General features: G+C 33.3%; 9 protein-coding genes, 2 pseudogenes and 1 CRISPR repeat array. Of the genes and pseudogenes, 3 read left to right on the forward strand and 8 right to left on the reverse strand.

The genetic code is table 11. The features are described from left to right. Positions 1-2 precede the first annotated feature (2 nt). From atpB to C1A40_RS06240, 8 genes are all read right to left on the reverse strand, one after another. A complete protein-coding gene (atpB, locus tag C1A40_RS06205; protein WP_102995142.1) occupies positions 3-1,121 on the reverse strand; it encodes a F0F1 ATP synthase subunit A in 1,119 nt (372 codons plus the stop codon). A 135-nt stretch (positions 1,122-1,256) separates the two neighbouring features. Continuing rightward, positions 1,257-1,631, reverse strand: coding sequence for a DUF6168 family protein (locus tag C1A40_RS06210; RefSeq protein WP_102995143.1), 375 nt, complete (start codon positions 1,629-1,631; stop codon positions 1,257-1,259). After that, positions 1,624-1,866: an AtpZ/AtpI family protein gene (locus tag C1A40_RS06215; RefSeq protein ID WP_102995144.1), complete on the reverse strand. Its 243-nt coding sequence runs from the start codon at positions 1,864-1,866 to the stop codon at positions 1,624-1,626. The genes C1A40_RS06210 and C1A40_RS06215 overlap by 8 nt, the downstream gene beginning before the upstream one ends. Beyond that, positions 1,826-2,242 (reverse strand): bactofilin family protein, encoded by a 417-nt coding sequence (locus C1A40_RS06220; protein ID WP_102995145.1) that lies wholly within the window; start codon positions 2,240-2,242, stop codon positions 1,826-1,828. Before C1A40_RS06220 ends, C1A40_RS06215 begins: the two co-directional genes overlap by 41 nt. 12 nt (positions 2,243-2,254) lie before the next feature. Next, a complete protein-coding gene (gene porW / locus C1A40_RS06225; protein WP_102995146.1) occupies positions 2,255-4,810 on the reverse strand; it encodes a type IX secretion system periplasmic lipoprotein PorW/SprE in 2,556 nt (851 codons plus the stop codon). A gap of 117 nt (positions 4,811-4,927) precedes the next feature. Then, positions 4,928-5,623: an ABC transporter ATP-binding protein gene (locus tag C1A40_RS06230; RefSeq protein WP_102995147.1), complete on the reverse strand. Its 696-nt coding sequence runs from the start codon at positions 5,621-5,623 to the stop codon at positions 4,928-4,930. A gap of 8 nt (positions 5,624-5,631) precedes the next feature. Next, positions 5,632-7,110, reverse strand: a complete 1,479-nt coding sequence (locus tag C1A40_RS06235) for a DUF5687 family protein (RefSeq protein WP_102997154.1) — start codon at positions 7,108-7,110, stop codon at positions 5,632-5,634. Position 7,111: 1 nt separating this feature from the next. Further along, positions 7,112-7,513 (reverse strand): DUF2059 domain-containing protein, encoded by a 402-nt coding sequence (locus C1A40_RS06240; protein ID WP_158651302.1) that lies wholly within the window; start codon positions 7,511-7,513, stop codon positions 7,112-7,114. A 122-nt stretch (positions 7,514-7,635) separates the two neighbouring features. On the opposite strand from C1A40_RS06240, the gene C1A40_RS06245 reads away from it, so the two are divergent. The 3 genes and pseudogenes from C1A40_RS06245 to C1A40_RS06255 form a co-directional block, all read left to right on the forward strand. Then, the gene (locus C1A40_RS06245; RefSeq protein ID WP_102995149.1) at positions 7,636-8,514 is read left to right on the forward strand and encodes an IS982 family transposase; all 879 of its coding nucleotides are present in this window, start codon (positions 7,636-7,638) and stop codon (positions 8,512-8,514) included. 163 nt (positions 8,515-8,677) lie between these two features. Continuing rightward, positions 8,678-9,847 (forward strand): annotated as a pseudogene (locus C1A40_RS06250) (IS4 family transposase). 76 nt (positions 9,848-9,923) lie between these two features. Beyond that, positions 9,924-10,034, forward strand: a pseudogene (locus C1A40_RS06255) (IS982 family transposase); the annotation flags it as partial. A gap of 36 nt (positions 10,035-10,070) precedes the next feature. Beyond that, a CRISPR array of direct repeats spans positions 10,071-12,472; the repeat unit is 46 nt; unit sequence GTTGTGAATTGATTTCAAATTGTATTTTTACGTGAGCAATCACAAG. Positions 12,473-12,490: the final 18 nt, after the last annotated feature.

Raw genomic sequence — 12,490 nt, forward strand, 5'->3', positions numbered from 1 at the left:
TATTAATGATGGTCATGTTCTTCAACAGCCATACCTATAAATAACGATGATAACATCGTAAAAATAAACGCTTGTAAAAAGGCCACTAAAATTTCAATGACCATAATAAATAATGATAATACCAACGACATTCCTGTAGAAGCTACAGGGCCAAAGGCTTGCTTCATGGTAATCATTAAAGCAATTAAGCTCATAACTACGAAGTGTCCTGCCGTAATGTTGGCAAATAAACGCACTAGAAGCGAGAAAGGTTTAATCAATATAAAACCAACAAGCTCTATTACCGCTAATATCGGGCGTAATATTACTGGTACTCCTGGCATCCATAAGGTGTGTGCCCAAAAATCCTTACTACCACTAAACAAGTATATCACTAAGGTAAAAATCGCTAAACATGCTGTTACGGCAATTTGACCTGTTACATTAAATCCAAATGGTGTTAAGCCTAATAAATTTAATATCCAGATGAAAAAGAACACGGTTAACAAAAATGACATAAACTTTTTGTATTTCTTCTCACCAATATTCGGACGTGCAATTTCGTCACGCACATAAATAACTAAAGGTTCTAAAGCTCTAGATACACCTGTTGGGATAGGACCTTTTTTGTAAGTTCTAGCAAGAGACACAAACATTAAAAGCATCAACACCCCTGTTAACAACATCCCGAAGACACTTTTAGTAATAGAAAAATCTAAAACCTTATGTGCATTTTCAGCATGATGGTGATCATCAAAAACTACGGCTTCTGCCCCAGCTTCCAACTCGTATATTTTACTGTGAATTTTTGTTAGTTTAACACCACCTTTTTCTACGATAACTTGACCGTTATCATCGTGATGAAATTCTGAAGACATGAATGTTTTTAATCCTTCGCTTGTCCAAACTATTACTGGTAACGGAAACCCAACGTGTTTACCGGTTTCATGGTTGGTATACAAATGAAAGTCGTGTGAATCTTTTAAGTGATGCGCAATATATTCTTTAATCTCCTCTGGAGTATCCACTTTATCCCCCTGATGCTCATCGCCATGCTCTTGTGTATTAGCAAAGCTCGAAACTGAAGTCATCAATAAAACTAAAATTGCAATAAACTTGGTAGTTTGTTTTACTAGCATCATATTTTTATAAACTAATGAAAAATTACGCTTTCTAAAATTTTTGGCAAATGTACATAATTATTTAAAAAGGCAAGCAGTTTTTTATATTTAGTACTTATGGATATCTAGAATTACCAACTTTAAACTGTTAGGCGTTTATTTTTGATTATTTAACAATTTTGCCACACCAATGGCTTCGGCCGTTAAAAAAAGAAATAATGGCACTACTAAGGCCACGCGTTCAGTACGTGTTAACGCCTCATTTTCGAATACCGAATCCTTAAAAACAAACACAAAAATTCCAATTTTAAAAAGCATTAAAGCCAGATAAGCATAACCCGCCTGATTGGGCAAAGTACGCGACACCCCTTCTATACTCACATAAACGATTAAAGCCGCTACGGCATGATAGAGATATACTTGCCAAAGCTGGAAAGCTATAGGCTGGGAAATAAAATAACTATGCACACTTAATGATATAGCAAAAAGCAGCAATATGCATAATGTAAAAACGAGAATTCTTTTAATCATTCTTATCGTTGTTTGTGATATTAAGAACCTGCCTAATAACAGAAAACATTGCTAGAAATACAGCTAGCAATGTTATAATTTTATAATACAATTGATTGGTGTTTCCTAATTTAGAATCGACCCAACCACCTAACAAGCTACCTAAATAAATGGTTAACCCCATTTGTAGCGCTATGGAAGTAAACCTAACGTATTTATTTAGTTGTTTTTTCGGTTTTTGATTTTTGTTGTCCATGTTGAGATGCTATTCCAGTTCCTTTCATAGAACATGTTACATTAAATGTAGCGCCTGGCTCGACAGCTAATTTACCTGACACCACTTCGCCTTCAATACGTGCCGATGACTTTAAAGTAAGGGTACCGGACAAGGTTAATTTCCCAGAGAAACTGCCTTCAAAATAAGCATCGGTACCATCTAAAGTACCACTTATTAACCCTGATTTACCAACAACTACTTTTCCTGTAGTTTTTATATTACCTTCAATGGTACCATCGATTCTAAAATCACCCTCACTGGTTAAATCACCAACTATTTTTGTGCCTTGTGCTATTAAATTCTGACTTGATCCGCCTTCTGCCATGCTTTTTTCTTTTTTATTATCTGAGAACATAATCTGGTTAAGTTATTTATTATAAAGATTCAAATAATCATCCAAATTTTTATGAATTTGAATAATTTGATAGTTTGTAGACGATGCTACAAAATAGGGGACATTTATTTTACTCTTGTCTTTACTAAGTAGGATTTGATGAAATGTTTCTGCAAGTTGTTTGGTTTTTAAACCGTGAACCACCACAAATAATGTATTTGCATTGTAAACATCTATAGAAGATTTTAACACATAATAATTACTGATGTTTTTCAACACCTCATCCAAAGTGGTTTTGAATTTTGAAATGGCTTCGTCACTCTCATTTGTAAAACTAAAAACAACCTTATAATGCTCGGAAACGCCCTCTACATCGGCAGCAAACTCCTTTGAAGCAAGGCGTGGTAAAACTTTTGAAACGATATGCTTAGCTTGCTTACCTTCATCTGTATTGGCATATTCTACAGCTACGCGATTGACTCCCTCGCTATAAGCTTCAAACCCATTTAATCGTCCTGAAGCCGATGCTTTTAATAATTCAAATTTTGCCACTATAGTCTCGCCATCAAAACGATTGATATATTCTTCGCATTTTGAAATTACCGTTTGAAATTCCTGATTTTCATACTGTTCGTATAATTTCTCATAAATATACTGCGGACTATTTTCATCGGCATCAGTTACCAACTCCGGATGTTCTAAAATATGAGCATACCGAGAATCTGGATATTTTGAAATGATCTCTTTTTTTGCGATTTCGGCCTCATCGGTTTCGCCCAGCAACTCATAAATTTTATATAAATGGTATTTTGAAGGCAACACTAAGCGCTCTTCTGGCTCGCTTTCTAATAAATCCTGAAATTTATCTTTAGACAACTCGTATTCTTTAAACTTCTCCTTATAAATTAATCCCAACTGATAATAGGCATAATTACGCTCTTTAGAAATGCTATCAATAACCTTTTCATCTGAAGGAATTTTGGAAATATAGAACTCCGGATCAAAACGTTCGTCATCTGAAGCCGTTTCCGCAACAACCACTGGTTCTACTGTCGCCGAACCAGTTGAAATGCCTTTGCTAGACAAACGCCAATTATCTTCTACAGCGCGATCACCCCATATTTTAACAAACTCATTTTTTCCGTAAGCCACTGTTGTAGGGTTATAGAAATAAAATAAGGCCGCTTGTCCAGGTGTTCCGGTGCGCACACCTCCAATTTGATTATTTACAGTAACGAGACCGCTATTGCGCTTTGCCGCTTCCTCTTGAGCCTTAAGCGCTTCATCTTTACGTTTTAACTCGGCAACATATTCAGAAAAATACGCTTGCCTATCGGCATCTGGCATGTTTACCAAGCCTATGATGCTATCATCAACCTTTGCAATACCTTCATATAATATGACATCTTTTAGATTATCCCGCTTCCTTTTCATGACGCGAAAAGGTTTGGAATTATCGGTCATATTCATCATCGTACTATCGTAATACTGCCCCGCTTTAGCATAAACAGAATTATCAAAATTCATATCACCAAGAATTTCATAATTTTTAGCCTTTAAATAGGTGTCCTTGGTATTGGTTCGCAAAGATTTATTGAAATAACGAGTAGCTATGGACTCGGAGCCATTTCTTAAATGATACACTGCAATTTGATGATAGATCTTATCCAAATACGGACGATTCTCTCTGTTTTCCTCAAGCTCGTTAAGCATTTCGCTCATGGCTAGTTTGTCGCCATTTTCAAAATCGAAATTATTAATTTTCTCAAGGTGTGCTACTACCCAATATACTCTTGGCGTTTTACGATTAAGGGCAACAACTTTATCGAAAGCCATATTAGCACTATCCTTTTTCCCCAATTCATTATACAACTGCCCTTGAATAAAAAGATAACGACCGCGCTCATCATGACTTTTAGTAGCTTGCGCCGCAACACCTAATTTTGTTATCGCGGTATCTATCACTTGAGTATTAATGTATGCCTGAGCTAAAGTTGAGCTGGCATCGGCTAAATCTTGACCTTCTAAATCGGCGTATCGCAATAAGCGTTTTAAATTTTTAATAGCCAATTCATTATTATCGAGACGCATATTGGTTTTTTCGCGCCAAATTTTCGCCTGATTAATTTTATCGCTTGCCGCGTATTTATAAAGAATGTAATTGAAAGCTTCTAGAGCTGGAATAAAACGCTGATCGAAATATCGTGCCTTACCTAATAACAGATAAGCCTCATCCATTTGCGGATTTTTTTCTTTACCATCAATATGCATGCTATGCTTTTGAATGGCTTTTGCTGCTTTATCTTCAGCGATGGTAAAATTTTCGTTTCGAGATTGACCAGGAAGTAAAATATCCTCAGAGATCTGCATCCGCTCTACGGGGAGCAGTTCCCAATAATTATCAAAATAAGAATCATTTAAAGTAGATTTCCCGGCCTCTAAAGCATTATAACCGTTAAAAAGCACATTGTACTCGGCTGTAACGGCATGATAATTTCTACTAATAAATTTGTCTTTTTTCCTGGAGCAACTTAAGGCGAATAAGGTACAAAATACACAGGTTACTAAGACTTTAAAAAATGTTTTCAACGCTGGTTTTTTTAGTCTTAATAATAACTACAAAGGCTTGTAATTATTATATATAGGGGTAAAAATAAGCATCTTTTTGAATTAACCTAAATAATGTAATCACTTTTAAAAAGGAAACTAATTTGCAAAATGCGCTTCCAATTCTTTTAAAGTCTCTGTATTGGTTTCTAAATCCTTAACGATTTCACCTTTTTCTAGAACAACAATACGCTCACAAACATCGGTAATATGCAATAAGTCATGACTTGAAATAAGCACGGTAACCCCTTGTGTTTCGGCGATATCTTTGATTATAGATTTTAAACGAATTTGGGTTGTTGGATCTAAATTAGCAAAAGGTTCATCTAATATAACCACTTCAGGACTTCCTATTAAAGCCGCTACAATACCCACTTTCTTTTGATTGCCTTTACTTAAATCGCGTAAATATTTTCTTTTTCCTAATATTTCATCATGAAAAAAATCTTGAAACTGAAGCAAAACTTTATTTACATCGGCTTTATTTTGTCCCCGTAATTCCCCTACAAAATAAAAGTATTCTTCGGGAGTTAAATACCCGATTAAAAAACTTTCATCTATAAAGGATGCCGTAAAAGGCTTCCAGTCTTCACTCGTATTAACCTGAACAGCATTAGAATTTATAAACCCTGTTGAAGGCTTAATTAAATCGAGTAACAAACTAAAATATGTGGTTTTACCAGCGCCGTTATTTCCTACTAAGCCAAAACTTTGTCCTTTAGGAATTTCTAGAGACCCCATGTTTAAAACCTGAGTACCTCCATATTTTTTAGTTAAATTAGAAGTCGTAATCATATTTTTAATTAGTTATCTTGCTCGAAAGCATGAATCGTTTCGTATTTTGATTTTAAATATTTAGAGGTTATTATACCCAATAACTTGTCGTGTAAAACAACACCAATAATCCCCAAACCAGCAATTATAGCACAAGCATATTCAAAATTTAAAAAATAATAAAGTATGGCGAAAATAACCATAGGCACCACAAGTAATGGAATACCTATTAACCATTGCACAGCACCTGTACCCTGATAGTTGAACGCAGCCTTTTGATTAAGATCTATCTTTTTTCGATTATATGAACCACCATAAAGCATCACATGGGTATTCACCCCAACATTGTAAATGGCTGAAGCAAAATGGGCCAATAGAATTTTCCAACCAAAATACACATAAGGAATTCCTATAACGAAAAGGATAATCACACTAAGTGCCATTAAGGTAAATTTGGATTTTAAATACTTTTCATATTTAATATTCTGACTCATTAAAAGCTTGTAATACGTGCTATCCCAAGCCGGAATAAATTGTCCGAAATTGATTAAAAAACTCCCTGTAGAAAAAACTCCTATAAAGATGTACATCCAAGGTGCATTTATATACCTTTCATTCGTATAAAAAAACAAACCATAAAACAGCCCAAGAAGCAACATCCAAACGGAAGATTTTGTGCGTTTATTACGCCAGATTAATTTTAAATCCAGTTGCATAAATGGCGCAATATCACCAAAATAATTAGTCCATTCTAAATTGGATGCTTTTACCTCTTCAACCTTGTTTTTCAACCCACTATCTAAAAATATTTTTTGGCGAAGCATCTTAAAATTTATACGATATAAGACTCCTAAAACCAAAATAGGAACTATTATAAAAATAGGATTTTCATAAATGGCATAAAATGCTTTTCCGAATAGATTTGAAAAGGATATAATTTGAAAATAATCTAAGCCAAATAACACCGAACAAATGGCAACTATGGGCAATGCCGACAGTTCATTTTGAGCACTAAGACTCTCAATAATAAAATTTAAAAAGTTAACTATTAAAGTGAGTAGTAGCAAAGCTAACATCCAGATGATGACGTTACCCGTTAGATAACCATTAGAAATTAAAGTCAGTCCAAAAGGAATTACAGCAAATAAAGGTAAAAAGTTAAAAAATGCTACCGCCGACTTCCACAACACATAATTAACGATTTTATGACGTTTAATAGGCAGGGTTAGCAAGGGTTTTACCGACATTACCGGGAGTTTCTGAAAAAAGAAACGCATAACTAAATCGCCTAAAAACCAGTAAAACAAATAGCTATTTACAACAAATAACGGCTCTTGGTTGGGAAAGGTATCCTTTAAAATAAAAAAAGCTGAAATACCAAGACCCAAAAACATGACCATAAAATACAATGCAAAAAAGCCCATTACAATTTTCAAGCCTAAGCTTTTACCAAAACTTGCTGATCTTAAAAAAGACTTCCACTCTAAACTCAAAAAAAGTTTTAGCATGTTATTGGTATTTATTTGCAACATCACGCACCCCCATAGCCCAATTTTGCCCAAGCATCATGGCTTTTTGAGTCATTTGCAATTGCTTTGACGACAATTTTTTACCTAATGGTGTCTGATAAAAGGCAATTAAATCTTTTATTTCTTTTTGGGTAAATTCACTCATATACAAATCGGCCATCTGATCGTATAGTGTTTTTAAAGTGCCTTCTGCCTCCTTAGTATAGGCCTCTTTTTTTTCAGCAGGTACCGTAGCACCTAATTGCTCTATGGCAGCATCAAACGCCGAAGTTGCACCTGTAAGCTTTATAAACTCAATGGCTTCATTTTTAAAATCATCATTAGTCTGAGCTTGAACAAAACTCACAACAAGTAAAAGGGAGGCTAAAAGGAAATTTTTCATTTTTAAAAGTGAATTAATTAGTTTATTATTATAGGTAACCCGTTGTGCATTATGATTTAAAAGAAAAAAGTTGTTCATCTTACTGAAAATCAGTAAATTGATTTAACTACAAATCATTAATAATGAACAACTTGAGTGCAAATTACGAAAGAATATTGGAAGTATTAAGAAAAATATCGAAAGAACAACTTTTAAGTTATCAAAGACGACAACCAAAGCTTAGTGATTTAGAACTTATCAGTTTGAGTCTTACTGCCGAATTTATGGGAATAGATAGTGAAAATGACCTTTTTAGAAAACTTCCAGATTCCCTATTATCAAAAATAGAGAGAAGTGTCTACAATAGAAGAAGACGAAAACTAGTTAATACGCTCAACAGTATCAGGTTAAGCTTAGCTTCCCATTTTAATGAATTTGAAGATTATTTTGTAGTAGATAGTATGCCTTTAGAAGTTTGTAAATTATCACGCAGTTCTCGTTCAAAGATTTGTAAAGAAAACACTTATGCATTTCCAGATAAAGGTTATTGTGCAGCTCAAAGTTCTAATTATTACGGCTATAAACTGCACGCTGTTTGTTCTGTAAATGGTGTCTTTCAAAGTATCGATTTGAGTCCAGCATCTGTACACAATATTAATTATCTTAAAGATATTAAGATGCAAATAAGCGATTGTACATTAATTGGTGATAAAGGCTATTTATCAACAGAAATACAGCTTAACTTGTTTGAAACCTGTAATATAACGCTAAATACACCTATGAGAAGCAATCAAAAAAATTACAAAGTACAGCCTTATGTATTTAGAAAAAAGAGGAAAAGGATAGAAACATTATTTTCACAACTTTGTGACCAATTTATGATAAGACGCAATTATGCTAAAACTTTTGAAGGTTTTAAAACAAGAATCGTAGCTAAGATAACTGCTTTAACAACTATTCAGTATATCAATAAGTTTATTTTTGGGAGAAACATTAATAATATTAAAATTAGCATTATTTAAAATGCACAACGGGTTATAGGTATTTAAATTCTACAAAAGTTATAATTTTTAAAACAAATTATTGGTTTCAAACCAATAGCGTCCAAAACGCTTAAAAAGAGAAAGGGATTTTGTATCTCAAAATATTATTTTTGAGTTGCACAACAAAAAACAACCTTTCTCCATGACAAATATAACATTGTTCTCTCAGATAATCTCCAAATTAGACCGTTCTAGTTTTTCTAAACTTGTAAAAGCCAAGGGAACAGATAAACATCAAAAAGGATTTAATAGTTGGACACATTTAGTCTCCATGTTGTTTTGTCAATTTGCAAAAAGTCAATCCGTCCGAGATATAAGTAATGGACTTCGCTCTGCCACAGGAAACCTTAATCATTTAGGCATACAGAAAGCACCTTCTAAATCAACGATAAGCTATCAAAACAAACATCGAGACTGGACGCTTTATCGAGATTACTACTATGTTCTTTTAAAAAGTTTTGGACAGCACCCTCACTTAAAACGTGTTAAATTCAAAATTAAATCCAAGATATTTCTATTAGATTCTACAACGATAAGTCTATGTTTAAGTCTCTTTGATTGGGCAAAATACAAAACCCACAAAGGAGCTGTAAAAATGCACACCTTGCTTGATTATGATGGTAATTTACCGCACTATGTAAATATTAGCGATGGTAAAACAGCAGATAATAAAGGAGCTTACGATATTCCTTTGATTAGCCGTTCGGTTATTGTCGCAGATCGATTTTATAATGATTTTTCGTTACTTAACGTTTGGGACAGCAACCAAGTGTTTTTTGTAATTAGGCACAAAGAAAACATCCAATTTAAGAGTATTAAAGAAAAAGAATTGCCAGAAAATAGACATCATCATGTTTTAAAAGATGAAATCATTGAGCTAACAGGGGCTAAATCAAAAACAAAATACCCAAAGAAGCTACGTAGAATAGCTGTATGGGACGATAAAAATAACCAGGAAATAGAACTTATTACCAACCAAATGTCTTAGACAGCAAACACAATTAGCCAACTCTACAAAGCTAGATGGGATATTGAGATATTCTTTAGAGACATCAAACAACAGCTACATATTAAATCGTTTATAGGAACTTCTGAAAATGCCGTAATGATACAAATATGGACGGCTCTTATTACTATACTCATCCTAAAAGCCTTAAAAGCAAATGCAAAATATAATTGGTACTTGTCCAATTTAGTAGCTTTTATAAGACTTAACCTTTTTGTCAAAGTGGATTTGCAAAAATGGATTGATAGCCCTTTTAACGAGCAGCCTCCCCCCAAACAAAATTATACACAAGGGGTTCTTTTTTGAAAAAGATAAAAAACATGGCTAATTACCAGTAAAATCGTTGACTTTTGATTAGATCAAAAATGTTTAGGACAGGATTGGTTTTAAAACAAGAATCGTAGCTAAGATAACTGCTTTAACAACTATTCAGTATATCAATAAGTTTATTTTTGGGAGAAACATTAATAATATTAAAATTAGCATTATTTAAAATGCACAACGGGTTTTATAACATTCATCATTATATGTTGTGAATTGATTTCAAATTGTATTTTTACGTGAGCAATCACAAGCAACTCTAACCGCTGCACTTACCTCGGCTTGTTGTGAATTGATTTCAAATTGTATTTTTACGTGAGCAATCACAAGTTTACAAACCATTTATTTTCTTCTGCATCGTTGTGAATTGATTTCAAATTGTATTTTTACGTGAGCAATCACAAGTTAAATCAATCCAAATCAAAATACGATGTTGTTGTGAATTGATTTCAAATTGTATTTTTACGTGAGCAATCACAAGGATGTAGTAACCGATTTAGTTGTTGAACCTGGTTGTGAATTGATTTCAAATTGTATTTTTACGTGAGCAATCACAAGTTTCGAGGTAAAAACAAAAGGAGATTTTAAGTTGTGAATTGATTTCAAATTGTATTTTTACGTGAGCAATCACAAGAGAAAAAGAGGCTGAAAGGTTAGAACTTCAGTTGTGAATTGATTTCAAATTGTATTTTTACGTGAGCAATCACAAGTAATTGATTTCGTTTCATTTTTTTTATAGAGTTGTGAATTGATTTCAAATTGTATTTTTACGTGAGCAATCACAAGGGACATCTAAAAGTCCTGAAGGTAGTTCCAGTTGTGAATTGATTTCAAATTGTATTTTTACGTGAGCAATCACAAGTAGATTCTATTCTGCTACTGATGTAACTTTGTTGTGAATTGATTTCAAATTGTATTTTTACGTGAGCAATCACAAGGCAGAAGAGCAGGTAAGTGATCCAAATACTGTTGTGAATTGATTTCAAATTGTATTTTTACGTGAGCAATCACAAGAATTCCAATTTTTAAAATTCCTTTATATACGTTGTGAATTGATTTCAAATTGTATTTTTACGTGAGCAATCACAAGCATGTTTCTAATTATAGTTGCGCTGCCTGAGTTGTGAATTGATTTCAAATTGTATTTTTACGTGAGCAATCACAAGGTAAATTTTAAAGACGACGAAAAATGGTGTGTTGTGAATTGATTTCAAATTGTATTTTTACGTGAGCAATCACAAGATCCAAATTGGAAAAAACTTAAAAAAAGCAGTTGTGAATTGATTTCAAATTGTATTTTTACGTGAGCAATCACAAGCATCTAAAACCCATGTTGTCACACCTGCTAGTTGTGAATTGATTTCAAATTGTATTTTTACGTGAGCAATCACAAGTTGGTAGGTTTTAATCCCTTCAAATTGGATGTTGTGAATTGATTTCAAATTGTATTTTTACGTGAGCAATCACAAGTTTCGATGCTTTTAAAAGTTTGGCTTTATAGTTGTGAATTGATTTCAAATTGTATTTTTACGTGAGCAATCACAAGATAAGTAAATTATACATGCTTAGAGCTTCAGTTGTGAATTGATTTCAAATTGTATTTTTACGTGAGCAATCACAAGTTGATAATTTTAAAAATAACAGATATGACAGTTGTGAATTGATTTCAAATTGTATTTTTACGTGAGCAATCACAAGACTATTAGAGGTTTGCATTATCAATTAGTTGTTGTGAATTGATTTCAAATTGTATTTTTACGTGAGCAATCACAAGCCGAATATTTGAATTGAGTAAGGATGTGTTGTTGTGAATTGATTTCAAATTGTATTTTTACGTGAGCAATCACAAGTGCAATTAGCTTAAACACAGAGGGGCTGAAGTTGTGAATTGATTTCAAATTGTATTTTTACGTGAGCAATCACAAGGAACTCTCCAGAATGGGATGAGATTAAGCAGTTGTGAATTGATTTCAAATTGTATTTTTACGTGAGCAATCACAAGACCCCACAACAGCAGGGTATCAGCAGTTAGGTTGTGAATTGATTTCAAATTGTATTTTTACGTGAGCAATCACAAGTAAGGTGCAGTTTTATTTTGACCAAGGTTAGTTGTGAATTGATTTCAAATTGTATTTTTACGTGAGCAATCACAAGATCAGTTGTGTTTTCAATTTATGAATAAAAGTTGTGAATTGATTTCAAATTGTATTTTTACGTGAGCAATCACAAGTTTGTCATTTTATGATACATCACGTAAACAGTTGTGAATTGATTTCAAATTGTATTTTTACGTGAGCAATCACAAGGCACACAGAGTTGTAAGTCCAATGCTACTAGTTGTGAATTGATTTCAAATTGTATTTTTACGTGAGCAATCACAAGAGAAACTCCGTTTTCAACGAAATTAATAGTGTTGTGAATTGATTTCAAATTGTATTTTTACGTGAGCAATCACAAGCTTATCGATTGAAGCTATGCACCACAAATAGTTGTGAATTGATTTCAAATTGTATTTTTACGTGAGCAATCACAAGTTGCTCTGCTCCGTCCGTAACTCTAAGCGGGTTGTGAATTGATTTCAAATTGTATTTTTACGTGAGCAATCACAAGGTCAATCCCCAAAACTTT

Origin of the sequence: Tamlana carrageenivorans, assembly GCF_002893765.1 — a bacterium.
Taxonomy (GTDB): domain Bacteria; phylum Bacteroidota; class Bacteroidia; order Flavobacteriales; family Flavobacteriaceae; genus Pseudotamlana; species Pseudotamlana carrageenivorans.

Bases quoted from the DNA above. Each gene is read 5' to 3' on its own strand.
- C1A40_RS06230 (WP_102995147.1), bottom strand. From the start codon at position 5,623: ATGATTACGACTTCTAATTTAACTAAAAAATATGGAGGTACTCAGGTT.
- atpB (WP_102995142.1), bottom strand. From the start codon at position 1,121: ATGATGCTAGTAAAACAAACTACCAAGTTTATTGCAATTTTAGTTTTA.
- C1A40_RS06220 (WP_102995145.1), bottom strand. From the start codon at position 2,242: ATGTTCTCAGATAATAAAAAAGAAAAAAGCATGGCAGAAGGCGGATCA.
- C1A40_RS06215 (WP_102995144.1), bottom strand. From the start codon at position 1,866: ATGGACAACAAAAATCAAAAACCGAAAAAACAACTAAATAAATACGTT.
- C1A40_RS06235 (WP_102997154.1), bottom strand. From the start codon at position 7,110: ATGCTAAAACTTTTTTTGAGTTTAGAGTGGAAGTCTTTTTTAAGATCA.
- C1A40_RS06210 (WP_102995143.1), bottom strand. From the start codon at position 1,631: ATGATTAAAAGAATTCTCGTTTTTACATTATGCATATTGCTGCTTTTT.
- C1A40_RS06245 (WP_102995149.1), top strand. From the start codon at position 7,636: ATGAACAACTTGAGTGCAAATTACGAAAGAATATTGGAAGTATTAAGA.
- C1A40_RS06240 (WP_158651302.1), bottom strand. From the start codon at position 7,513: ATGAAAAATTTCCTTTTAGCCTCCCTTTTACTTGTTGTGAGTTTTGTT.